We start from the raw sequence: 23,884 nt of genomic DNA on the forward strand, positions 1-23,884 counted from the left end.
CGCGCAGATGTTGCGGCGGGCTTAGCAAACTCAACTTGTGATGAAAATGATTAAGACCCGCCTGAGATTTCTCAGATGGTAATGCAGCAGCAGATAATGTTGCAGGTCTTGGTCATGTGAGGGGCATAGCACGAGGCCAGCCCCTCAGGCAATGGGTTAGCTGTAGGAGACGACTTCGAATTCGATGCCGTCAGGGTCGTGGAAGTAGAAGCGGCGACCGGGTTCGTAATCGCCGTGCATCACGGGTTTGAGGCCGCGGGCGATGACCTTGGCCTCGACCGCGTCGATGTCATCGACGACGACACCGACATGGTTCAGCCCACCGGTGGTGGTGTAATGGTTGTTGGTCTTGGCGGCGACTTGGGCTTTCGGGGCATAGACCGCGAGATAGGTGTCGTCATTGCCAACATGGATTGTGTGGCCGCCATCCTTGGCCTCCCCCTGCCAGCGGATCTGCCAGCCGAACAGATCGTCCAGCATCGCGGCCATGGCCTGCGGGTCAGAGGAGGTCAGATTAAGATGTTCGAGACGAGGCGTGGGCATGAGGAATGCTCCTTCTTCTTTGATTAGGTTATGAAATGAGTGTAATTCCTTATGTTAACTTGAGGTCAAACGGAGAATATCCATGAAAGCCAATGCGTTGGGAAAACGCGGTCTGTCGATTGGGCAATTGTCGGAGCGTACCGGGCTGACTGTTTCGGCGATCCGGTACTACGAGTCGGAGGGGTTGGTGCAGGCCTGGCGCACCGATGGCGGGCAGCGGCGGTTTGACCGGGCTGATATTAGGCGGCTGTCCTTTGTTATGATCAGCCAGGAGCTGGGGTTTTCGCTGGCGCAGATCAGACAGCATCTGGACGGCCTGCCGCAGGGGCGCACCCCAACGCAAGCGGATTGGACCCGGATTGCCGCGGGATTCCGCAGCGACATCGATGCGCGGATCGAGGGATTGCAGACCTTGCGAGACCGGCTGGACGGCTGCATCGGCTGCGGGTGTTTGTCGCTGAAACGCTGCGCGTTATGGAACCCGCGCGACCGGGCGCGGCAATACGGCACCGGCCCGCGCTACCTGCGCGGCGACCCAGACGAGATTGATTGAAACAATCACCATTTGCGATTTGACTTCCCACGCGGCGGCTGGCTCCATCCGCCGAAAAGCGAACAGGAGGCGCAGATGCAGCTATCTCAGCGAATTTCGGGACTGACGGCCGGCGGCTCGGACGGGTGGGACGTGTTCTACCGCGCGCGGGGCATGGTGGCGGATGGCGTCCCGGTGACCGAGCTGACGATTGGCGAGCATGACATCCGCACGGACCCGACCATTTTGGCCGCGATGAACGCGTCCGCCAAAGGCGGGCATACGGGCTACGCCATGGTGCCCGGCGTCGGCGACCTTCGCGACGAGGTGGCGACGCGGCTTCAAACGCGTACCGGCGTGGCGACAACCCGCGACAATGTGGTGATCACGCCGGGGGGCCAGGCGGCGCTGTTCGCGGCGCATCATGCGACCTGTGACGAGGGCGACGTGGCGCTTTACTGCGACCCTTATTACGCCACTTACCCCGGCACCATCCGCGGCGTCGGCGCGGTGCCACGCGCGATTGTAACGTCGCCGGAACAGGCGTTTCAGCCCTCCTTTGTCGACATCGCCAAGCAGGCGCGCGGGGCGCGGTCACTGCTGGTGAACACGCCGAACAACCCGACGGGCGTGGTTTATGATCGCGCGACCGTTGAAGGGATTGCTCGGGCATGTTGCGAATACGACCTGTGGTGCATTTCCGACGAGGTGTATGACACGCAGGTTTGGGAGGGGGAGCATATCTCCCCCCGTACCATGGACGGTATGGCGGAGCGCACGCTTGTGGTGGGCTCCATGTCCAAGAGCCACGCCATGACCGGCAGCCGCGTGGGATGGGTCGCGGGGCCTGCGCCTGTCATTGAGCAGCTGATCAACCTGGCCACTCACACCACCTACGGCGTGCCGGGCTACATCCAGGACGCCGCGCTGTTTGCTTTGAACGAAGGGCCCGCGCTGGAGGAAAAGGTGGCCGCGCCGTTTCAGCGGCGGCGCCTAGTGGCGCAAGGGTTGATCGCCACGCAAAACGTCGCCAAGCTGGTCCCCTCGGGCGGGGCTATGTATCTGATGCTGGATATGCGCGCGACTGGCCTGTCGGGCGAGGACTTCGCCAACCGGCTATTGGACGCCCACCAAATTGCCGTGATGCCGGGCGAAAGCTTTGGCACCGCTGCCGCTGGCCATATCCGCGTGGCGATGACGGTAGATGACGACGCGTTTGTTGCCGCCCTGACCACCGTTTTGAACTTTGCAGGAGACCTTGTCTGATGCCGACATTCAGAGAGCTTCATAAACCCGGCGACCCGTTCATCCTGGCCAATGCCTGGGACGTGGGGTCGGCCAAGATGCTGGCGGCGATGGGGGCGCGGGCGCTTGCGACGTCCTCCGCGGCATACGCGTTCACCTTGGGGGTGCCAGATGGCGGGCAGGTTTCGATGGATGCGCATCTGGCGCATGCGCAAGACCTGGTTGCCGCCACCGACCTGCCGGTATCTGGCGATATGGAAGATGGCTACGGCCCCTCCCCCGAAGATTGCGAGGACTGCGTACGGCTGTCGGCGGAAGCCGGGCTGTCCGGCATATGCATCGAGGACACCATCGGGGCCTCTGCGAAGTATTACGATTTTGACCTGGCGGTCGAGCGCGTCAGGGCGGCGAGCGCCGCGGCTCGTGCTTTGGCTGACGATTTTTTCTTTGTCGCACGCGCCGACGGTGTGATGACCGGCGGGTACGATATTGAAGAGGCGCTGCGCCGCGTCAAAGCCTTTGACGCCGCCGGAGCGGACGGCATCTATGTACCGCTTCCCAAAAGCTTTGACGACCTCAAACGCGTTGTTGCGGCCACTGACAAACCAGTGAACGTGCTCGCGGCAGGCCCCTATGCCAAATTCAGCCGCGCCGATTATGCCAAAGCCGGACTGGCGCGTATCTCGCTTGGCTCCGCCCTGGCGCGGGTGACGCACCGCGCCATCCACGACGCGGCACAGGCGATGTTTGGTGAGGGCGACTTCGGCCCGCTCACACAGGCCTTGCCAGGCTCCGTTGTTGACCCGATGCTAGGAGAATAGATCGAGCAGAGATGAGGGGCTCTATGTTTGTTTTTCAACGCGTACGCGGCGCTGCGGTAACCTTATGCGCGGCGATTCTGGTTTGGGGCGTACTGATGCTGCCCGCCGCCGCGAAGGACTTGCCGGATTACGTCTCTGTCTATGTCAACGATTTCGCCGACATTCTATCGCCCGAGACCGAGGCCGAGCTGACCCGCATTCTGCAACAGGCCCGCGAGGCGCGCGACCACGAGATGACGGTGGTGACCATCAAGAGCCGCCACGCCTATGGCGGGTTCCGCGACATCGCCTCCTTCTCAGACCAATTGTTCAACAAATGGGGCGTCGGCAACGCAGAGCGCAATGACGGTCTGATGATGGTTGTCGCCGTAGAGGACCGCGACATGCGTATCGCCCTGGGGTCCGGCTACCGCGCGCGGTATGACGGAATCGCCAAGCGGATCATCGACAGCATCGTGATCCCCGCCTTCAAAGATGGCCGGATGGAACAGGGCATCCTGGAGGGCACCCGCGCCAGCCTGGACCGGCTGCAACTGGACACGCGCCCCGCGTCCGAACTGTCACCGATGGAGCGGGTGCAGCGCTGGACCGACGAGGACCCCAAACGAAAGGTTCTGCTGGTCATTCTGGGAATTTTCGGCGCCCCGATCACAGCGATACTCGGCTTTTTCGGCATCCGCTGGGGCGTGCGCAACGCACCGCGCAAATGTCCTGAATGCGGCCGGCGCATGGTCCGGCTGGGAGACGTGCAGGAGGACCAATACCTGGACGCAGGCCAACTGGTAGAGGAGCGGCTCAATTCCAAGGATTATGGCGTCTGGGTCTGCGAATATGACGACCACATCATGGTCAAGGGCTACCCCAAAGTGTTTTCGAGCCACGGGGCGTGCCCCAATTGCCGATACAAGACCTACCATACCCGCACCACGGTGTTGCGGAACGCCACGACGTCGTCCACCGGGTTGAAGCGGTTGGATCACAGCTGCAAAAACTGCGGACATACCGCGTCAGAGGACCGGACGATTCCGCGTAGAACGCAAAGCTCTTCCTCCTCCTCTTCAAGTGGCGGGTCATCCAGCTTTGGCGGCGGCAGTTCGTCGGGCGGGGGCGCGTCGGGCAGCTGGTAAGTGACGCATTTGGACCGCGATGCCGCAAACAGAACAGATACGGCCCGACTGACCCCGCACCCTTTGCCCATGTCGGGGAGGCATCATGCAACGCAAGCGCTGCAAATTTGAGCTGGTCACCATAACCATAGGGGCGCGCCGTGGCCGCGCCGCCAGAGGACGTCCGGCTGAGTGAAACCATCCTTCACCCTGCCCTGATGACCTTTTCCTATGAGACCACGCCATGACACAACACGCCCGTTCCCGCCGTTCCGGCGGCCGCGCCGCGCGGCACGCCCTTCGCGCAGCCCCCCTATCCGAGGATAAGCGCCCCATTCGCCCCGGCATGAGCGGCGGCACCTACAAACCCTTATCCGATACCGATATTGCCAGAATTCACGAGGCCGCGCTGCGCGCCTTGGAGGAAATCGGCCTGGCCGACGCGCCACAATCGGGCATCGACCACATGGTCGCCGCCGGAGCCATTCTGGGCGATGACGGCCGCCTGAGATACCCTCGCGCGCTGGTCGAAGACATGTTGGCCAAGGCCTGCAAGAGCATCACCCTGCATGGCCGTGACCCGGCCCATGACCTGGACCTGTCGGGCACCAATGTGCATTACGGCACTGCAGGGGCCGCTGTGCATATGGTGGACGTGCATGGCCGCAACTACCGCGAGTCCACCGTGCAGGACCTGTTTGACGCCGCCAAGATCGTCAACACGCTGGACAACGTACATTTCCTGCAGCGCCCCATGGTGTGCCGCGACATTGCGGACAACGCGCAGATGGATCTCAACACCGTCTACGCCACGACACGCGGGACGATGAAACATATCGGGACATCCTTTACCGAGGCCGCGTTTGTGCCCGACTGCGTCGAGCTGCTGCACATGATCGCGGGCGGTGAGGACAAATGGCGCGCGCGGCCTTTCATGTCCAACAGCAACTGCTTCGTGGTCCCGCCGATGAAGTTCGCCACCGATGCCTGTTCGGTGATGGAGGTTTGCATTGAGGCCGGCATGCCGGTGTTGCTCTTGTCCGCTGGAATGGCCGGCGCGACCGCGCCGCCCACGGTGGCAGGGGCGATTGTGCAATCCGTTGCGGAATGCCTGGCGGGGATTGTCTATGTGAATTCGATCTCCCCCGGCCACCCCGCCATTTTCGGGACATGGCCGTTCGGGTTGGACCTGCGCACCGGCGCCATGTCGGTGGGATCAGGCGAACAGGCGCTGCTGACCGCAGGCTGCGCGCAGATGCACCACTTCTACGGCATTCCGGGCGGCGCTGCGGCAGGCGCATCCGATTCCAAGCTGCCCGACATGCAGGCGGGATGGGAGCAGATGTGTTCCAACGTCATGGCCGGGCTGTCGGGGCTGAACATGGTGTATGAGGCGGCGGGCATGCATGCCTCCCTGCTGGGGTTCTGCCACGAGTCGCTTATTCTGGGCGACGACCTGATCGGCCAGGCGCAACGCTGCGTGCGTGGCATTGAGGTGGAAGATACCGACCTCGCGCTGGAGGAGATTCGCGCGACATGTCTGGGCACGGACGGATCGGGCCTTGGGCCGGGGCATTACCTGGGCACCGACCAGACGCTGGGCCTGATGGAATCGAATTACGTGTACCCGAGTTTGGGCGACCGCACCTCCCCCAAGGAATGGGCGGAGAAGGACAAGCCGGACCTGCTGAAAAACGCAACCGCCCGCAAGGAGGCCATCTTGGCCGCGCCGTCAGAAGCGGAGTTTGACCCCATGTTGGACGCGGCCATCCGCAAGCGGTTTACGATCCATTTAGACTAGGGCGTATCCGCGTATAAAGGTGCCAGGTCGCGTGGCCCAGCACCGGCAGCACCACCAGCAGGCCAATAAACATCGGGATCAGCGCCAGAAACACCAGTGCCCCGATGCACGCGCCCCATACCAGCAGCACCGGCCAGTGGGCCGCGAATGCCTTTAACGACGTCAGCATGGCGGTGATGAAATCAATGTCGCGGTCCAGCAGCAAGGGCAAAGAGACCACCGTCATGGCGAAGGTCAGCACCGCGACTATGCCGCCGGCGACGAACTGAAAGGCCAGCATCGAGAGGCCTGTGGGGGTCATGAACACCTCCCACGAGGTGGAGATGTTGGTCAGCGACATGTTGCCCAAGAACAGCGCGAAGGACATATGCGCAAAGAAGCTCCAGAACAGGAAGATCACCACCAGCAACGCGCCTATGTAGGGCGTCTGCGCGCCGCGCTGGTTCCAGACAACGCCGAGGATGGACAACCAGGTAAACGGCTCCCCCGCCTCCAACCGGCGGCTGATCTCATAGAGACCAACGGCCGCGAACGGGGCCACCAGCGGGAAGCCCAGGCTGAGAAACAAGGTCCAGGTAAAGCTGCCTGCCTTAAGCGTGATCAGCACAAAGCCGGTCAGGACGTAGAACGCGCTGAAAAACAGCCCGAAGGCCGGTGCCCGCAGGAAGTCTCTGACCCCGGCGTTGAGCGCCTGGCCGATATCGCTAAGCGACAATGTGTGCGCCGTGGTCATGCGACCACGTTAGCACGGGTCAGGTCTACCGTGGCAAGGCCGCCGCTTCGCGGGCCAAAGCTTCGATGCCGCCCCAGTCCCCTGCAGTGACCAAATTCTTGGGCGCCACCCAAGAGCCGCCCGCGCAGACCACATTGGGCAGGCTCAGGTAGTCATTGGCGTTTTTCATCGACACCCCACCGGTCGGGCAGAAGCTGATCTGCGGGATCGGGGCGCCAATACCCTTGAGCGCAGGCGCGCCGCCCGAGGCTTCCGCCGGGAAGAATTTCAGGACGGAATAGCCGCGTTCCAGCAGCCGCATCGCTTCTGACGCCGTGGCCGCACCTGGCAACAGGGGCAGGTCCGCATCCTCGCAGGCATCCAACAACATGTCGGTGGCACCGGGCGAGACGCCGAATGTGGCCCCTGCCTCCTTGGCATTCACCACGTCTTGCGGGGTCAGCAACGTGCCTGCGCCGACGACGCCGCCCTGGACCTTCGCCATCTCGGCGATTGCTCCCAACGCGGCTGGTGTCCTGAGCGTGACCTCAAGCGCGGGCAATCCGCCTGCAACCAAGGCCTTGGCCAACGGGCCCGCGTCCTTGGCGTCGTCGACCACCAGAACAGGGACGATCGGGGCCAGTTGGCAGATTTTCAGGGCGTCTTGGCTGGCTTGCATCGGCGTCATAACTGTCTTTCTTCTTGCAGGTGTCGGAGCCTCCGGCGGAGGTATTTTTGAAACAATGATAGGGAATGGGTGCGTTTTACGCCACCACCCTCTCTTAGACCACGACCCCTGCCCCGTCATCGGCGCGGCCGACGGATTGGCGGAACACTTCAAACAGCTCGCGCCCGATGCCGTGGCCATTGTCGCTGAGATCTGGCGTTGCTGCGTCGCGTTCTGCCACGCCTTCGGTCAACACATCAAGCGTGCCGTTGACCGCATCCACGCGGATCATGTCGCCGTCCTGAATTTTGGCGATCAACCCGCCGTCCAACGCTTCGGGGGCCACGTGAATGGCGGCTGGCACCTTGCCGGACGCGCCGGACATGCGGCCGTCGGTGACGAGGGCCACGTTGAAGCCGCGGTCCTGCAACACGCTGAGTGTAGGCGTCAGCCCATGCAATTCAGGCATGCCGTTGGCCTTGGGCCCCTGGAACCGCACGACGATGACGCAGTCGCGGTCCAGTTTATGGGCGCGCCACGCGGCTTTGACCTCGGCCTGGCCGGAGAACACCCGCGCAGGGGCTTCGATGATGTGACGGTCCGGGTCAACGGCGGACACTTTGATCACCCCGCGCCCAAGATTGCCTTGCAGCTGCTTCAGGCCGCCCGCTTTTTGGAACGGGTCCTTAGCAGGCCGCAAGATCTTTTCATTCTCGGATTTGGTGGCGCCTTTGCCCCAAGTCACCTCACCATCCTTTACATGAGGTTCGGCGTGGTAGTCTTTGAGACCGTTGCCATAAACCGTTTTCGTGTCAGGATGGAGCAGGCCCGCTGAGAGCAGCTCGCCAATCATGTAGCCCAAGCCGCCGGCGGCGTGGAAATGGTTCACGTCGGCGAGGCCGTTGGGATAGACGCGCGCCATCAGCGGCGTGGCGTCGGACAGGTCGGACAGGTCCTGCAGGTCCAGCAACACGCCCGCTGCGCGCGCCATGGCGATGATGTGGATGACAAGATTGGTGGAGCCGCCCGTCGCCATCAGGCCGACAAGGCCGTTGACGAAGGTGCGTTCGTCCAGAATATCGCAGACAGGCGTGTATTGATTGCCGAGCTTGGTGATCTCCAGCGCTCGCTTGGTGGCGTGGCCGGTGAGCGCGTCGCGCAGTTCGGTGCCTGGGTTGACGAAGGACGCGCCGGGGAGGTGCAACCCCATGAATTCCATCAACATCTGGTTTGAGTTCGCCGTGCCGTAGAAGGTGCATGTGCCCGGTCCGTGGTAGGAGGCCATTTCGGCCTTCATCAGCGTCGCGCGGTCGCATTCGCCTTTGGCGAAGGCCTTGCGCACATTGGTTTTTTCGTCGTTCGGGATGCCCGACGTCATCGGGCCTGCTGGGATGAATATGCCCGGCAGGTAGCCGAAAGTGGCAGCCGCAATGACGAGGCCCGGCACAATCTTGTCGCAGACACCCAGGTAAACAGCGGCATCGAACGTGTTGTGGCTGAGCGCCACGCCCGCCGACAGCGCGATGACGTCGCGCGAAAACAGCGACAGCTCCATGCCGACCTGACCTTGGGTGACGCCGTCGCACATGGCGGGAACCCCGCCCGCAACCTGCGCCGTGGCGCCGTTCCTGCGGGCCACTTCTTTGATGAATTGTGGATATTTTTCAAAGGGTTGGTGGGCGGACAGCATGTCATTGTAGCTGGTAACGATCCCCAGATTGGGCATCTTTTCGGCGACCAGAGCGTCCTTGTCAGCCCCCATTGCCGCATAGGCATGGGCTTGATTGCCGCAGGTCAGATGGCCGCGGCGGGGCCCTTCCTCGGCGGCCTGAGCCATGCGCGAGAGGTATCGCGCGCGGGTGTGGCGCGAGCGTTGTATGATACGGTCTGTGACGGCTTCAATCGTGGAGTTGAGGGTCATAATGCTCTCCTGCGTTGCCGGTCAGATAGCGCTGTTAGCGCTAACAGTCCAGTAGGAAAACGCATAAAACCAACGTCTGAAAAACGTCTACTTTGCTTATGGACAACGTATAGACGCAGCCTCGCTGACTTACCGGTAGAGCAGTGACTGACCGTCTGCGAACAGATGCACCCTGGAAGGATCGGCGGTCAGCGTCATTTTTTTGCCACGCACATCCGTATGGATGCCGGGCAACTTGGCGATGACTGTGTCCGTATCCGCGCTGGAGCTAGGCGCCGCGAAATAGAGCTGGGTCACTTCACCTAACGCTTCGACAATGCTGACCTCATCGGCGAAAGCGTAGTTTTCGCCGGTGGTGGCGACCATATCTTCGGGGCGGATGCCGACATTGACCGCGAGGCCCTGATCAGCCTCGGTCGTGGGGATGTTGGCCATGATGGTCCCTGCCCCGTCATGAACCTTCACTTCGGTGACCTCGCCTGTGTTGACGATCTCGCCGGCCAAAAGGTTCATCGCCGGAGAGCCAATGAACTGCGCGACGAATTCGTTTTCTGGACGCTCGTACAGCTCCAGCGGCGAGCCGACCTGCGCGATGCCCTTATTGGCGAGCACCACGATGCGGGAGGCGAGCGTCATGGCCTCCACCTGATCGTGGGTCACGTAGATCATGGTGGAGTTCGGCATTGATTCCTTGAGCTGCGCGATTTCGATCCGAGTGGCGACGCGTAAGCTGGCGTCGAGGTTGGAGAGCGGCTCGTCAAACAGGTAGACTTTGGGGTCGCGCACGATCGAGCGCCCGATGGCTACCCGCTGACGTTGCCCACCCGACAGCGCCTTGGGCAAGCGGTCGAGATATTCATCGAGCTGCAGGACTTTGGCCGCGCGATTCACCGCCTCGTCGATTTCCTGCGGTGATTTCTTGGCTAATTTCAGCGCGAAGGCCATGTTGTCGCGCACCGTCATATGCGGGTAAAGCGCGTAGGATTGGAACACCATGGCGATGCCGCGCATTGCGGGCGGCACATCGTTCATCACCTCGCCGTCGATTTTCAACTCGCCGCCGGTGATCTTTTCCAGCCCCGCGATCATCCGCAAGAGCGTGGATTTGCCGCAGCCGGAGGGGCCGACGAAGACGATCAACTCGCCGGTCTGGATGTCGAGGTTGATGTCCTTGAGCACGTTGACGGTGCCACCATAGGTCTTTTCGACATTGGTCAGTTTCAGGTCTGCCATGGTTTATCTCCCCTTGTTCAAGGACAGCGCGAAGCAAGGTTGCCACGGGCCTAAGTGTAATTTGCCGTCGGATGCAGGCCCGGTGACGCCAAGCTCTGCGCCGATGGGCTGCCAGTTCCCTTCAGGCATGTCGATGGTGGACGGCGTGTCGGACATGTTGAAGGCGCAGAAGATGGTCTGCGGCCCGTCGCTGCGGATAAAGCTGAGCACGTCGCCTTGTGCCTTCAGCTCTGTGTGTTCGCCTTGGGTCAGCGCTGGATGCGTTCGGCGGAAACCTATGGCGCGGCGGTAGTGGTGCAGCGCGGTTGAGGGATCGGCCTCTTGCGCCGCGACAGAGCGGTTGAGGTGGTCGTGGCTGACGGGCAGCCACGGGTGGCCGTCGGAGAAGCCGCCGTTTTGGTTGGATTGCTCCCACACCATCGGCGTGCGGCAGCCGTCGCGGCCTTTGAATTCTGGCCAGAATTCAATGCCGTAAGGGTCTTGCAGATCCTCGAAGGCGACGTCGGCCTCGGGCAGGCCCAGTTCCTCGCCCTGGTAGAGGCAAGCAGAGCCTCTGAGCGACATGAGCATGGTGATATAAAGCCGCTTGGCGGCCGGTGTCAGGTTCCAGCGGGTGACGTGGCGCTGCACATCGTGGTTGGAGAACGCCCAGCAAGCCCACCCCGTGGGCGCGTGTTTGTCGAGGCGGTTGAGCGTGTCGACCACGCGGGTGGCGGTCAGACGCTCTGCAGAGAGGAATTCGAACGCGTAGCACATGTGGATGCGGTCATCGCCCTCGGTGTATTCGCCAAGGATTTCGAGGCCGAGCTGCGCGTCGCCCACCTCACCCACGGCGGCGCGGCCGGGGTATTCGTCCAACAGCGCGCGGAAGCGTTTGAGGAACGCAATGTTCTCGGGCTGGTTCTTGGAATAGAGGTGTTCCTGGTGGTTGTATGGGTTCACCGACGGCGCAATTGTCGCGTTGCGCTTTTCAGGGGGCAGCGCCGGGTTGTCGCGCAACTGCGCGTCGGCGAAGTAGAAATTGATCGTGTCCAACCGGAACCCGTCGACGCCGCGATCCAGCCAGAACCGGGTGGTGTCCAAAAGCGCGTCTTGCACGGCGGGCGTGTGGAAGTTCAGGTCGGGCTGGGAGGCGAGGAAGTTGTGCAGGTAATACTGCTCCCTGCCCCCGTGCCAATGCCATGCCGGCCCGCCGAAGATGGACAGCCAGTTATTGGGCGGCGTACCGTCGGGTTTGGGGTCGGCCCAGACGTACCAATCTGCCTTGTCGTTGGTTTTGTCCTGGATCGATTCCTGAAACCATGGGTGCTGGTTTGAGGTGTGGCTGAGCACGAGGTCGATCATCACTTTCAAGCCCAGTTGATGCGCCGCGGCGATGAGCGCGTCGAAATCAGCCAGTTGCCCGAACATTGGGTCCACGTCGCAATAATCCGACACGTCGTAGCCGAAATCCTTCATGGGCGAGGTGAAGAACGGGCTGATCCAGATGGCGTCCACGCCGAGCGACTTGATATAGGGCAGCCGCATGGTGATGCCGTTCAAATCGCCAATGCCGTCGCCGTTGCTGTCTTGGTAGGAGCGCGGGTAGATCTGATAGATCACGGCGCCTTTCCACCAGTTGGCGTGGGCTTTGGCCTCGGTCGCGAGTGCAGGTGTGTGTTGCGTCATGGGCTTGGCCTATTTCACGGAGCCGGCCAGCAGGCCGCGCACCAGATAACGTTGCATGGTGAAGAACACGATCAGCGGGACCGCGATCGAAATAAAGGCTGCCGCCGCCAGAATGCCCCAGTCGCCGCCGCGGGAGCCGAGGAGGTCGTCGGCGATTTTAACGGTCATGACCCAGCTTTCCGAATTGGACGGCAGGAAGACTTTGGCGACCAGCAGGTCGTTCCAGGTCCACAGGAACTGGAAGATGGCGAAGCTGGCCAGTGCCGGGAAGCTGAGCGGGAGGACGATCTTGGTAAAGACCTGGAAGTCCGTGGCGCCGTCCACCTTGGCGGATTCGATGATGTCGCGAGGAAGCCCGACCATGTAGTTTCTGAGCAAATATATGGCGAGCGGCAGCCCGAAGCCGGTATGGGCCATCCAGATGCCAAGGAAGCTTTGGCCCACCCCCATGGCGTTGTGCAGCTTCAACATCGGCACGAGGGCCAGTTGCAGCGGAACGACCAGCAGGCCAACGACCACGGCGATCAGAAGCCCCCTGCCCGGGAATTCCATCCACGCGAGCGCATATGCCGCGAAGGCCGCGATCAGGATGGGGATGATGGTGGCGGGGATCGTCACCGTCAGCGTGTTGATGAAGGCGCGGTCCATGTTGGCGGAGCCCATGATGGTCTCGTAATTGATCATCGAAAACTCCGGCGGCTGCGCGGCGGCGAAGTAGATGGAGGGCGCGCGTTTGATTTCGGCAGGTGACGTGTAGATGAAGTCGCCGTTCTCTTGCACGATCAGGGTGCGGTCGCGGGTCAGCTCTGCCACCTCGCCGGGGGTGAACGCGTCCGGCGCCGCACGGCGGCCGCCGAATTTGGCGACGGTGCCGGAGCCCTCGCCGAAGACGTTTCCTTCCAGCACGTTGACCCCGTCTTTGGAGACGGGGTCGCCTTCGGCTTTGACGGCGAAGTTTTGCTCCACCGGAAGGGCCGACAGCCACCACCCCGACGCGGTGATCGCGTCGCGGTCGCGGAAAGACGACACCAGCAGGCCGACCGTCGGGATCAGCCAGATGATGACCAGCAGGATGACCGAGATTTGAACGGCCCAATTGAGGGAGGATTTGGTACCAGCGATATTATCCATTGTTGGCTCCTGAACGTCTTGGGCGGGGCCAAACTCTCGAGGAGAGTTTGGGTGCAGAGTTTCGATGAAACTCTGTCTTCATCATCTCATCTCGGCACGGGCTTGGCGAATGTTCCAGATCATCACCGGCAAGACGATGATCATGATGACGAAGGCCACAGCCGTGGCACGGCCATCATCGCGGAACATGTAGCTCATCATGTAAGAGGGCAGAATTTCCGTGCCGAAATTGCCGCCGGTCATGGTGTAGACGATGTCGAATACCTTCAGCACCAGAATGGTGATCGTGGTCCAGACCACGACAATCGTACCCATGATTTGCGGGACCTTGATCTTGAAGAAGATTTGAAACGGGTTGGCGCCGTCGATGATGGCGGCCTCGATGGTTTCCTCGGGGATGCCGCGCAAGGCGCCCGACAGGATCACCATGGCGAAGCCGGTTTGGATCCAGATCAGAATGACCATCAGGAAAAAGTTGTTCCAGAATTGCAGCTGCAACACGTCCAGCGCCTCAGTCGCGCCCATGGCGAAGCGGATGGCGTTGAGCAGCCCTATGTCGGGGTTGTTGGCATACATGAAGCGCCAGATCAGCGACGCGCCCACGAAAGAAATCGCCATCGGCATGAAGATCAGCGACTTGGCGATGTTGCCCCATTTCAGCCGGTCGGTCAGCTGCGCCACCAAGAGGCCGAAGAAGGTGGAGGCGGCAGGAACGACCAGCATCCACATGAAGTTGTTGACGAACGCAGTGCGGAATGTCGGGTCCTGCGCCAAGGCGGTGTAGTTGCCCAAAGCGATGAAGTCTTCACCGGAGCGATTGAAGAGCGAGCGCCAGAATGAACCGATAACAGGGTAGACTAGGTAAAGGCCCAGCGCGAACATCGCGGGAAACAGGAAGAGCCACGGGCGGACCATGTTGGCGCGATTGATGTTTCGGCCCGGGTTCTTGGATTGGGCGGGGAAGATCACCTTGTCGAGCACCATGTTGGAGGCCCAAAAATAACCCACGCAGCCGCCGACGCCAATGAAGATCGTCAATATGCCTTGAATGATGGGTGACATGGCTGATCCCTCCCGTGATCAGGTGATGGGGTGGCCCCGGCAGGTGTTGCCGAGGCCGATCTTGTCATCGCTCGCTTAGTTCAGAGCGTCCCAGCGTTCCTGGATCGCCTTGGCCACATCAGCGGCGGATTTGCCGGTGGTGTAATCGACCATGCCGGTCCAGAACGCGCCCGCGCCGATCTCGGCAGGCATCAGGTCGGATGCGTCAAAGCGGAACGTGGTCGCGTTCTGCATAATGCCACCTTGTGCCCGCAGGCTGTCGTCTTGGTAGGTTTCCAGATTGACGCCGGCATGCGCTGTCAGGAAGCCGCCTTGGGCCATCCAAGCCTCATGCGCGATGGGCAGCTTCAGAAACTCAAGAAACGCGGTCGTGGCGTCTGATGGGCTGGTGATCGCAAACAGCGTCCCTGCGCCCAGAACCGGCTTGCCGAGGTCTTTGTCGGCATAGGCCGGGAAGTAGAAGAAGTCCGCATCTTCGCCAACAACCGTACCTTCGGGGAAGAAGGCGGGGATGAAGGAAGCCTGACGGTGCATGTAGCATTTTGGCGGGATCGAGAAGAGGCCGGTCGGGCTGTCACGGAAATCCGTGTTGGCCACTGCGGACGAGCCGCCGTCAACGTAGTCGTTGTTCAGGGCAAATGCGCCAAACTCTTCGATCGCCGCGACGACTTTCGGGTCATCGAACTTCATCTCGTTGGCGACCCATGCGTCGTAATCCGCTGGCGAGTTGGTGCGCAGCATCATGTCCTCGACCCAGTCGGTCGCAGGCCAGCCCGTGGCCGCACCCGACCCCAGACCGATGCACCAAGGCGTTTCGCCATCTGCCACGATCTGGTCGGTCAACGCTTTCAGGTCTTCCATGGTCTCTGGAATGTCGTAGCCCGCCTCGTCAAACGCTTCGGGCGAATACCAAACGAGCGACTTCAGATCGACGCGGTAGAACATGCCGAACGTCTGGTCGTTGCCGTCTGCGTCTGCATAGGTGCCAAGATCAACCCAGGATGGGCCGGCAGCGAAGTTCGACGCGATCCAGTCAGCAGTGCCTTCAGGCAACGGGGTCAGCAGGCCCTGGCTTGCCAAATCAGCAGCGAGGCCAGGCTGCGGGAACACAGCGAGGTTCGGCGCGGAGCCCGCACGGGTGGAGACCACGATGTCTTGCTCGAAGCTGTCGGAGCCGGAATAGTTGACCGCAGCACCGGTTGCTTCGGTGAAGTAGGCCACAACTTTATCGAATTTCTCTTTCTCATTGCCGGTCCATGGGCCGGTGATTTCAACTATCTGGCCAGCGAAGTCGTTGCTGTCTGCAAAGGCGGTGTAGCTGTCCCAGCTGAACGCACCCTCGCCCGGCGCGAATGGCAGATGCCCGTCGGCCAGAGCAGTGGTACTCATCAGCGCGACTGCGGCCATGCCTGTAAAGAATTGTTTTGTCATGATTTCCTCCCATTGGTGGCACGGAATTTAGTGCCGTCATGTCATCTGTCGCACCTTGGGGAATCATTTCCAAAGCGCTTTGGATGGCGAGAAGGTGACCCAGCGGCGACGCCCTGTCAATTGAAACGTCCCATTTTCTATGGTTATCGCAGAAAAATTCGCATTTTCTGAATTTGGGGCTTTGACCATGTGCAGATTCCGCTCTACGACTATGGCCAACCTTTCAAAGCGCTTTGGGCAATAATTCGGATGAACCTTCGCGAACTCTCGGAACAGTTGGGCCTGTCCCAAACGACGGTCAGCCGCGCGCTGAACGGCTATCCGGAGGTGAATGAAGCCACCCGCAAACGCATTCAGGATTTTGCCGACCAGCATAATTACAAGCCAAATCAGCGGGCCAAATCGCTGGCCACCGGTCGGTCCATGCAAATCGGCCACGTGATCCCCTTCTCCACCCAGCATGAAATGGTAAACGTCGTGTTCAGCGACTTCATCGCTGGCGCAGGTGAGGTCTACGCCAAGAACGGCTACGACATGCTGCTGTCGGTGGTGAATGACGAGAACGAAATCGGCGCCTATTCCGAATTGGCCCGAAAAGGATCGGTTGACGGGGTGATTGTGCACGGGCCGACGCGTGACGATCCGCGTATCGCGCTGCTGCAGGACTTGAAGATCCCGTTCTTCGTGCATGGCCGGTCATCAGATGTAACAACGAACTACAACCATTTGGATGTAAACAATAAACGCGCCTTTGCACGGGCCACGGAATTTCTGCTGGACCTCGGCCATACCCGCATCGGGTTGATCAACGGCCTCGAACGCATGGACTTTGCGCAGCGCCGACGCGACGGGTACGAGGCAGCGCTGCGCGACCGCGGCATTGCGCCGGACCCCGCCATCATGCGGTCGGCAGAGATGACCGAACCTTACGGCCATCAAGCAACGGCAGAGCTGCTAGAGCTGGAAGATGCACCTACAGCGTTCATCGCGTCCTCCATCGTGCCTGCGCTGGGCGTGCGCCGCGCAATTGAAGAACGCGGACTAACTGTTGGAAAAGACGTGTCAATCATCTGCTTCGACGACGCAATTTCTTACATGCCCAACGGCGCGGGCGAGCCGATTTTCACGGCCACAAGGTCGTCGGTCCGAGACGCGGGACGGCGGTGCGCCGAATTGTTGATCGCCTCGATCCAATCGCCACAGGCCGAGCCGCTCTCTGAATTGTGGGAAGCCGAACTGGTTGTCGGCCGATCCACCGGCCCCGCCCCCAAGAAAGCCTGAGACATGGAGTTTAAGCGTTCTGACTTCCCAGAAGGGTTTCTGTTTTCCGCCGCCACCTCGTCCTACCAGATAGAGGGGCACGGGTTTGGCGGCGCGGGCAAGACGCATTGGGACACATTCGCCGCGACGCCGGGCAACGTGGTGCGGGCCGAGCATGGGCAAATTGCCTGCGACCACTATCACCGCTTTGAAGAAGACCTCGATCTTGCTGCGGCCATGGGGCTGGATGCCTACCGTTTCTCCACCTCCTGGGCGCGGGTGATGCCGGAGGGGCGCGGCGCGGTGAATGCAGAAGGCTTGGACTTCTACGACCGGCTGGTCGACGCGATGCTGGAGCGTGGATTGAAGCCGCAGGCGACGCTTTATCATTGGGAATTGCCGGTGGCACTTGCTGATCTTGGCGGCTGGCGGAACCCCGATATCGCCCATTGGTTTGCCGATTTCGCGACGGTGATTATGGAGCGGATCGGGGACCGCATGTTTTCGGTCGCGCCAATCAATGAGCCTTGGTGCGTGGGCTGGCTGAGCCATTTTGAGGGCCATCACGCGCCCGGTCTGCGCGACATCCGCGCGACAGCGCATGCGATGCACCACGTATTGACCGGCCATGCCCGCGCCATTCAGGCGATGCGGGCCTTGGGGCTCGGCAACCTTGGGGCCGTGTGCAATTTTGAGTTCTCGCAGCCGGTGGATGACACGCCGGAGGCCATCAAGGCCGCGCGGACCTATGACGGCTATTACAACCGGTTCTTCCTGGGCGGTTTGTTCAAGGGTGCCTACCCTTCGGACGTGTTGGAGGGGCTTGAGCCGCATATGCCCAAGGGCTGGCAAGATGACATGGCGCTGATCGGCCAACCGCTGGATTGGCTGGGGCTGAACTACTACACCCGAAAGGTGATCGGTCCCAACGCCGGCGCCTGGCCGTCGCATGACTATCTGGACGGCCCCTTGCCCAAGACGCAGATGGGGTGGGAGATTTACCCCGAAGGTCTGCATTACTTCCTGACGTGGGTGCATGAGCATTACACCGGCGACCTGCCGCTGTTTGTCACAGAAAACGGGATGTCCAACGCCGACCGGCTTGGCCGGGATGATGTGGAACGCATCGCGTATCTCGACAGCCATGTCGCCGCCGCGAAACTTGCGATTGCAGACGGCGTGCCGCTGGCGGGCTACACCTTCTGGTCGCTTCTGGACAATTACGAATGGGCCTTGGGCTACGAAAAACGCTTCGGGCTGGTCCATGTGGACTTCGACACGCTTGAGCGCACGCCCAAAGCATCTTATCACGCCCTAAGCCGCGCCTTAGCGGCATAAGGACCAACATGACGCGCGCTTCAAACACATACACTCTGGTTGCCGATATCGGCGGCACCAATACCCGCGTCGCCCTGGCAGAGGGAACCGTTCTGCTCAAAGACACGGTCCGCAAATACCGCAACTCCGATTACCCCGGCCTGGAAACCGTACTGCAGGCCTTCATCGCCGAGGAAGACGGCGTGGATTGCAAGGGAGCCTGCGTGGCCCTGGCAGGCCCCGTCAAAGGCGGGCGCGGCAGCATGACCAATCTTGATTGGGAGATTGACGACGCGACATTGGCCCGCGCCACGCGGGCCGAGAAAGTTGCCCTGCTGAACGATCTGCAGGCGCAGGGTCATGCGATCGGGCATTTGCCAAGTGGCTCGGTACGGACGCTTGTGGACGGGCCTGCAGCTGAGCCGGATGCTGCGAAGCTGGTGATCGGTGTCGGTACCGGGTTTAACATCGCCCCTGTTTACGAGACGCCCGGTGGGCGATTTGTCCCCGCCGCAGAGGCTGGACACGCCAACTTGCCGGTCCGCGCCGAGGACGAATTGGCGCTGATCCGCCACTTTGAGACCTCGCACGGCTTCCCGGCTGTGGAAGACATGCTGTCAGGGCGCGGCTTTGAGCGGGTCTATCTATGGCTGTCCGAAACGCGCGGTACGGCGGTCGAAAAATCCGCTGCAGACATCATGATGGGCTACGAAGACGGATCGGATGCAATTGCCCGCGATGCCGCGCAGATGTTTGTCAGGATGCTGGGTACAGTGTCGGGAAACCTGTCCCTGATCCAGCTGCCCTTTGGCGGAATCTACTTCGCCGGCGGCGTTGCGCGCGCCTTTGCGGCGCATTTTTCCGATCTGGGATTTTTGGAAGCGTTCCGCGACAAGGGCAGATTTGCCGGATTTATGCAGAATTTTGCGGTCCACGTGATCGAAGACGATTTCGCCGCTTTGACCGGCTGCGCGACCTATTTGGAGGGGCGCTGAGCCCCAAACGACTCAGCTAGAATAGGATCGCAGCGAGTCCCCCTTTGCAGCGCGATAACGCCGACGCAACGGGAATGCGACATTTACAGCGCCCCGTAATACTATGATATTGAACGGTTAAAGCCAAAGATTAACAAACTCCAAATACCCCCCTTGATTTGACGCGCTAGAATCAACCACAGTAAATGCACTGGCGGCATTTGCGCCGTCCATTTGATCTAGAAGTTGTTTTTGCCGCTCTTCGGCCTGCTATGATCCTGCATTTTGGCAGTGTAGGCCCCGAGAGTTCCGCAACGGACATGAACCACCACCGACGGCGCCTTCCGGCGTCCGATGCACTGCGCTCAATTTTCGGGCCGATCGCGCATCAATCCGTCGGCATGTGGGGATCTTGTGGGGGAACCTAAGTGTCGCTCGATTCAGTCGGGGACCGCAGTCGTGCGGGCTTCCGGCCCCACCTGAGAGCGGAGCGCATGAGCCATGTACCAACACCCCGGCGTCTATATTGAACACGTCCCCAGCAACGCATTGTCGATCGAGGCTGCCTCGACATCAGTGACAGCCATCATCGGTCACGTCCGACGCGGCACGCGCGTCAACAAGGATGGCGGCGAACCCACCTTCATCTCGTCGGTGGCGCAATACGTCTCGCAATTCGGCCCGGCTGATGGCAGCGCGGGCGGTGTCAAATTGTTGATGAGCGGCAGCGATCAGGTGCCCGACCTGACCGGATTGGCCGTGAACAGCTACTTCGCCAATGGCGGCACAAAGGCCTATATCGTCCCCGTCGACGGCGGCGGCGGATCATCAGCAACGGCGCGGCTGCAAATCGGCAGCGGCGCCGATGCCACGGCCAGCAACTCGATGACGTTGACCGCAAAGGACAAGGGCACCTGGGCCAACGGACTGTTATGCGAATTATCGATGAATGAGGACACCGAAGAGTTCCAGCTGACCATCGGCACTTGGGCGCTCGACAGCGACGGCAGCACCAAAAAGATGGACACCGTGCTGGAAAGTTTCGGCGGGTTGCCCCTGACCAAAGTGGCGCATGACGACATGGAATCCGCCATCAACGGCGCCTCCAACATCGTCAATGTGTCATTCGGCGCGACCGCGCATTCACCGGCTGACGATCTGGCCTCCAGCGCCGAAACGGCGGGCGGCGGGGACACCAATTCACCCAAAGCAGCAGACTATAAAGCCGCATTGGCCCGGCTGACGGACTACCGCGATGTGTCGATCCTCCTGCTGCCGGACGTGACGCCTGATACCGCAGGAAAAACCATCTATCAGGCAGCCATCGGGCATGCCGAGAAGATGCAAAACCGCATGGTCGTGGTCGACCCCGGCGCCGATGCGATCATCACGCCAAAGGACGCCAAGGAGGCCGTGTTCAGCAATTCGCCCTATGCCGCGCTGTACTACCCGCGCGTGCATCTGGCCAACCCGCATTTCGACGCCGAGCTTGCGCCTGATGTGCCAAAGTCCTTCCTTGTGGGCCCCGCCGCTGTGGCGGCTGGCATGTGGGCGCGGATTGACGGCACGCGTGGCGTTTGGAAAGCGCCTGCGGGGCTTGAGGCCTCGGTACGCGGCACCTTTGGGCCGGAGCGGCTGATCGGCAACGCGGTGCAAGACAACCTCAACGAATGGGGCGTCAATTGCCTGCGCGCCATCACCGGGCCGACCGTCATCTGGGGCGCGCGCACCGTGGCCACCAAGGCCAAGCCGCAATACCGCTACATCTCGGTGCGCCGCACGCAGAACATGATAGGCGAAAGCCTTTACAACGCGTTGCAAGCGGTTGTTTTTGAACCAAATGACCACAAGCTGTGGGGCGGATTGCGCGCCTCTGTCGGCAATTTCATGGACGGGTTGCACCGGTCTGGCGCATTTCAGGGCGAGAAGGCCAGCGACGCGTATTACGTCAATTGCGGGCTCGGCTCGACCATGACGCAAGGCGACATTGACGCGGGCATTGTGCGGGTTGCGGTGGGATTTGCGCCGCTGAAACCGGCCGAATTCGTCGTCGTCCAGATCAGCCAGAAAGTCGGACAGGCCGCGTAACCTCGCGCAGGCCTGCCTCACCGTATTTTAGAAGCTATTTCGAAAAGGATTTGATCCATGCCAGCCCCAATGTTTGCCGCAAATGCGCATCGATATGACCCCTACCGCACCTTCAAGTTTCAGATGGTGCTGGACGGCAAGGTGATTGCAGGCCTGTCCAAGATGGGCGCGCTGAAGAAGACCACCGAAGTCGTCAACTGGCGCTCCGCCGGTGACCCCAGCTACCAGCGCGCCATCCCCGGCGGCACCAAGTTTGAGAACGTGGCCTTTGAACAGGGCCTCAGCCACGACCCCGCATTCGAGGAATGGGCCAACTCGGTCAACAATGTCGCGGATGGCGACGCGGGCATGAGCCTGGTGAATTTCCGCCGCGACCTGGTGGTCAATGTGCTGAACCTGCAAGGCACGCCCGCAATCAGCTACCAGCTGCGCCGCGCCTTTGTGACCGAGTATCAGGCGCTGCCCGAGTTCGACGCCAACAACATGAACACCGTGGGCATCCAGTCGATCACCGTGGCGTTTGAAGGCTTCACCCGCGACGCGGCCGTGGCCGAGCCCGCCGAAAGCTAGGTCAGATGAGCGAACGCGCCCCCATGACACTGGCCGTGGCCTATCCAAGCTCCGTCCCCCGCGCCCTGACCGGCGACGTGGAACGCCAGCTTGGCGCGGCCCTTTCACGCGCCCTGCCCCGGCCCGACCGGGTCAGCGGGGTTCTGGAGGCCGTATTCGCACAAATCGGCGGGGTGGCGACCTCACGAAGTTTGATCGAGCGCTTGCCCACCGGCGCGCGTGCCTGGTTGCTGACCCGTGCGGCCGTGCGGTTCCTGCCCGGTGTCCAGTGGTTCCAATCGACTTGTGACACCTGCGGGGAAAGCTATGACCTGTCACTATCGCTGGCCGACGTTCCCCGCGGGGAACCGTCAAAGGCATTCCCGGTCATCGACATCGCCACATCGCTTGGGACTAAGCGGTTCGAGGTGCCCAACGGACGTACCGAGCTGGAACTCTCCGGAACGGAACGCATGGACGGGCTGCGGTCATTGGCGGCGCTGACGGGGCTGTCACTGTCCGCCGAGGAGGACGCCGCCGCGTTCACCGAGGATGATCTGGCCGAGATTGACGCAGCTCTTGATGCGGCGACGCCCGACATCTCCGAGAGCATTGTCACCGCCTGCCCCGCCTGCGCCGCACAGACCACGACCGTGATTGACCCGCTGGAATTTGCCTTCCCCAACGCCGCCGCGCTGGACCGTGACACGCATCTGATCGCCTCCGCCTACGGCTGGGGGGAGCGCGACATTCATGCCCTACCCAGCGCCAGACGGCGCCGGTACGCCCAGATGATTGCGGCTGAGGCGCGGGGCCGATGAGCATTTTGAACCGCCTCCTGACCCGTTCGGGCCAAACCGGCGCGCCCTTGGCGCGACCCAAAGGCCAGATTGCGCCCGCCCCTCTGCAGCGCATGGAGGAAGAAGAGGCCGCACCGTTGCGCCGGGCGGAGGATGACGAAATTGCTACCCCCTTACGCCGCGCTGAGGAGGAAGAGCCCGCTGCGGCCCTGCACCGAATGGAAGATGAGGAAGCAGCCCCGTTGCGCCGAACGGAGGAAGAAGATGTGGCCCCGCTGCGCCGCGCCGAGGACGAAGAGGCAGCTGCCCCTATGCGCCGGATGGAGGAGGAAGAACCCACCGCTGCCCTGATGCGGATGGAAGAAGAAGAACCTGCCGCCGCGCCGCTACGCCGGATGGAAGAAGAAGAGGCCATGCCGCTGCACCGGACTGAGAAGGACGAGGCCGCGCCGCTCCATCGGATGGAGGAGGAAGACGCGGCTCCCTTGCGGCGCGAGGCAGAAGAGGATGTCGCGGCCCCGCTGGCGCGATTGGAAGAGGACGAGGCGCAGCCCTTGGCGCGTATGGCCCCACCTGAAGGCGAGCAGTTGACGGCCGAAAACAGCCCACAACCGGCGGAGCTCAGCAACGAAAATGCCGAGGTCGCACCGATGATGACGCTGCGCCGGGATATGTCTGGGGTGATACCGTCGCCGACCGCCCCGACTGCGCAGACCGCCGCAGTTGATGCCCCGACACCCAATGTGTCACCCTTTGAAACCGCGCCAACACCCCTGTCCGAGGCCACACCAGCCGAATTTGGCGCAGAGCCCGTTATCCCCGCCGACATGAGCTGGGACAGCCTGCCGAACAGTTTGGTGACAGACGTTCCCGCACCGCCGTCCAGCGAGCCCACCAAGGTGGTCATCGACCAGATTGACGTCGTGGTACAGGAACCCGCGTCCCCTGGCGTCGCCCGCAGCGGCGACGGGATGGCCGAGATGTCGCGCATGGCGCGACGGCTTTATCTGGGAGGGTATTGAG

Annotated in this window: 21 protein-coding genes; 12 read left to right on the forward strand and 9 right to left on the reverse strand. The window is 61.6% G+C overall.

Features of this window, described 5'->3' with window-relative positions; all coding sequences use genetic code 11:
* Nucleotides 1-156: 156 nt before the first annotated feature.
* Nucleotides 157-543, reverse strand: a complete 387-nt coding sequence (locus Q0899_RS04325) for a VOC family protein (protein ID WP_299191187.1) — start codon at nucleotides 541-543, stop codon at nucleotides 157-159.
* Between the two features lie 82 nt (nucleotides 544-625).
* Here Q0899_RS04325 and soxR point away from each other — a divergent pair, with 82 nt between their 5' ends.
* The 5 genes from soxR to Q0899_RS04350 all read left to right on the forward strand — a co-directional run bounded on the left by soxR (nucleotide 626) and on the right by Q0899_RS04350 (nucleotide 6,048).
* Nucleotides 626-1,096 (forward strand): redox-sensitive transcriptional activator SoxR, encoded by a 471-nt coding sequence (soxR, locus tag Q0899_RS04330; protein ID WP_298357589.1) that lies wholly within the window; start codon nucleotides 626-628, stop codon nucleotides 1,094-1,096.
* A 75-nt stretch (nucleotides 1,097-1,171) separates the two neighbouring features.
* Complete coding sequence (locus Q0899_RS04335) at nucleotides 1,172-2,341, forward strand: aminotransferase class I/II-fold pyridoxal phosphate-dependent enzyme (protein WP_299191188.1); 1,170 nt, start codon at nucleotides 1,172-1,174, stop codon at nucleotides 2,339-2,341.
* A complete protein-coding gene (locus tag Q0899_RS04340) occupies nucleotides 2,341-3,141 on the forward strand; it encodes an isocitrate lyase/phosphoenolpyruvate mutase family protein (protein ID WP_299191189.1) in 801 nt (266 codons plus the stop codon). The genes Q0899_RS04335 and Q0899_RS04340 overlap by 1 nt, the downstream gene beginning before the upstream one ends.
* Nucleotides 3,142-3,164: 23 nt before the next feature.
* Nucleotides 3,165-4,268, forward strand: a complete 1,104-nt coding sequence (locus Q0899_RS04345) for a YgcG family protein (RefSeq protein WP_299191190.1) — start codon at nucleotides 3,165-3,167, stop codon at nucleotides 4,266-4,268.
* 223 nt (nucleotides 4,269-4,491) lie between these two features.
* Nucleotides 4,492-6,048, forward strand: coding sequence for a trimethylamine methyltransferase family protein (locus Q0899_RS04350; protein WP_299191191.1), 1,557 nt, complete (start codon nucleotides 4,492-4,494; stop codon nucleotides 6,046-6,048).
* On the opposite strand, the gene Q0899_RS04355 is transcribed toward Q0899_RS04350, so the two are convergent.
* The 8 genes from Q0899_RS04355 to Q0899_RS04390 form a co-directional block, all read right to left on the reverse strand.
* Nucleotides 6,029-6,781, reverse strand: coding sequence for a DUF2189 domain-containing protein (locus tag Q0899_RS04355; RefSeq protein ID WP_299191192.1), 753 nt, complete (start codon nucleotides 6,779-6,781; stop codon nucleotides 6,029-6,031). The genes Q0899_RS04350 and Q0899_RS04355 overlap by 20 nt on opposite strands.
* A 25-nt stretch (nucleotides 6,782-6,806) precedes the next feature.
* Nucleotides 6,807-7,448 (reverse strand): bifunctional 4-hydroxy-2-oxoglutarate aldolase/2-dehydro-3-deoxy-phosphogluconate aldolase, encoded by a 642-nt coding sequence (gene eda, locus Q0899_RS04360; protein ID WP_299191193.1) that lies wholly within the window; start codon nucleotides 7,446-7,448, stop codon nucleotides 6,807-6,809.
* A 94-nt stretch (nucleotides 7,449-7,542) separates the two neighbouring features.
* Nucleotides 7,543-9,348 carry a phosphogluconate dehydratase gene (gene edd, locus Q0899_RS04365; protein ID WP_299191194.1) on the reverse strand — a complete coding sequence of 602 codons (1,806 nt, stop codon included), beginning with the start codon at nucleotides 9,346-9,348 and terminating at the stop codon, nucleotides 7,543-7,545.
* A 129-nt stretch (nucleotides 9,349-9,477) separates the two neighbouring features.
* A complete protein-coding gene (ugpC, locus tag Q0899_RS04370) occupies nucleotides 9,478-10,581 on the reverse strand; it encodes a sn-glycerol-3-phosphate ABC transporter ATP-binding protein UgpC (protein WP_299191195.1) in 1,104 nt (367 codons plus the stop codon).
* 3 nt (nucleotides 10,582-10,584) lie between these two features.
* Complete coding sequence (locus Q0899_RS04375; protein ID WP_299191196.1) at nucleotides 10,585-12,249, reverse strand: alpha-glucosidase; 1,665 nt, start codon at nucleotides 12,247-12,249, stop codon at nucleotides 10,585-10,587.
* Nucleotides 12,250-12,258: 9 nt separating this feature from the next.
* On the reverse strand, nucleotides 12,259-13,380 hold the full coding sequence (locus tag Q0899_RS04380) for a carbohydrate ABC transporter permease (RefSeq protein WP_298291141.1): 1,122 nt from the start codon (nucleotides 13,378-13,380) through the stop codon (nucleotides 12,259-12,261).
* A gap of 81 nt (nucleotides 13,381-13,461) precedes the next feature.
* Nucleotides 13,462-14,442 carry a carbohydrate ABC transporter permease gene (locus Q0899_RS04385; RefSeq protein WP_299191197.1) on the reverse strand — a complete coding sequence of 327 codons (981 nt, stop codon included), beginning with the start codon at nucleotides 14,440-14,442 and terminating at the stop codon, nucleotides 13,462-13,464.
* A 75-nt stretch (nucleotides 14,443-14,517) separates the two neighbouring features.
* Complete coding sequence (locus Q0899_RS04390; protein WP_299191198.1) at nucleotides 14,518-15,873, reverse strand: ABC transporter substrate-binding protein; 1,356 nt, start codon at nucleotides 15,871-15,873, stop codon at nucleotides 14,518-14,520.
* Nucleotides 15,874-16,122: 249 nt separating this feature from the next.
* Here Q0899_RS04390 and Q0899_RS04395 point away from each other — a divergent pair, with 249 nt between their 5' ends.
* From Q0899_RS04395 to Q0899_RS04425, 7 genes are all read left to right on the forward strand, one after another.
* Nucleotides 16,123-17,154 (forward strand): LacI family DNA-binding transcriptional regulator, encoded by a 1,032-nt coding sequence (locus Q0899_RS04395; protein WP_299191199.1) that lies wholly within the window; start codon nucleotides 16,123-16,125, stop codon nucleotides 17,152-17,154.
* 3 nt (nucleotides 17,155-17,157) lie between these two features.
* Nucleotides 17,158-18,471, forward strand: a complete 1,314-nt coding sequence (locus Q0899_RS04400; RefSeq protein ID WP_299191200.1) for a GH1 family beta-glucosidase — start codon at nucleotides 17,158-17,160, stop codon at nucleotides 18,469-18,471.
* A gap of 8 nt (nucleotides 18,472-18,479) precedes the next feature.
* Entirely contained in the window at nucleotides 18,480-19,445 is a 966-nt protein-coding gene (locus Q0899_RS04405) for a glucokinase (RefSeq protein WP_299191201.1), read from the forward strand.
* Between the two features lie 480 nt (nucleotides 19,446-19,925).
* The gene (locus Q0899_RS04410) at nucleotides 19,926-21,512 is read left to right on the forward strand and encodes a phage tail sheath subtilisin-like domain-containing protein (RefSeq protein WP_298291124.1); all 1,587 of its coding nucleotides are present in this window, start codon (nucleotides 19,926-19,928) and stop codon (nucleotides 21,510-21,512) included.
* A gap of 57 nt (nucleotides 21,513-21,569) precedes the next feature.
* The gene (locus Q0899_RS04415) at nucleotides 21,570-22,082 is read left to right on the forward strand and encodes a phage tail protein (RefSeq protein ID WP_298291121.1); all 513 of its coding nucleotides are present in this window, start codon (nucleotides 21,570-21,572) and stop codon (nucleotides 22,080-22,082) included.
* A gap of 5 nt (nucleotides 22,083-22,087) precedes the next feature.
* Nucleotides 22,088-22,882, forward strand: coding sequence for a hypothetical protein (locus Q0899_RS04420; protein WP_299191202.1), 795 nt, complete (start codon nucleotides 22,088-22,090; stop codon nucleotides 22,880-22,882).
* Nucleotides 22,879-23,883, forward strand: coding sequence for a hypothetical protein (locus Q0899_RS04425; RefSeq protein WP_299191203.1), 1,005 nt, complete (start codon nucleotides 22,879-22,881; stop codon nucleotides 23,881-23,883). Before Q0899_RS04420 ends, Q0899_RS04425 begins: the two co-directional genes overlap by 4 nt.
* Nucleotide 23,884: the final 1 nt, after the last annotated feature.

Source organism: uncultured Litoreibacter sp. (genome assembly GCF_947501785.1).
GTDB lineage: Bacteria > Pseudomonadota > Alphaproteobacteria > Rhodobacterales > Rhodobacteraceae > Litoreibacter.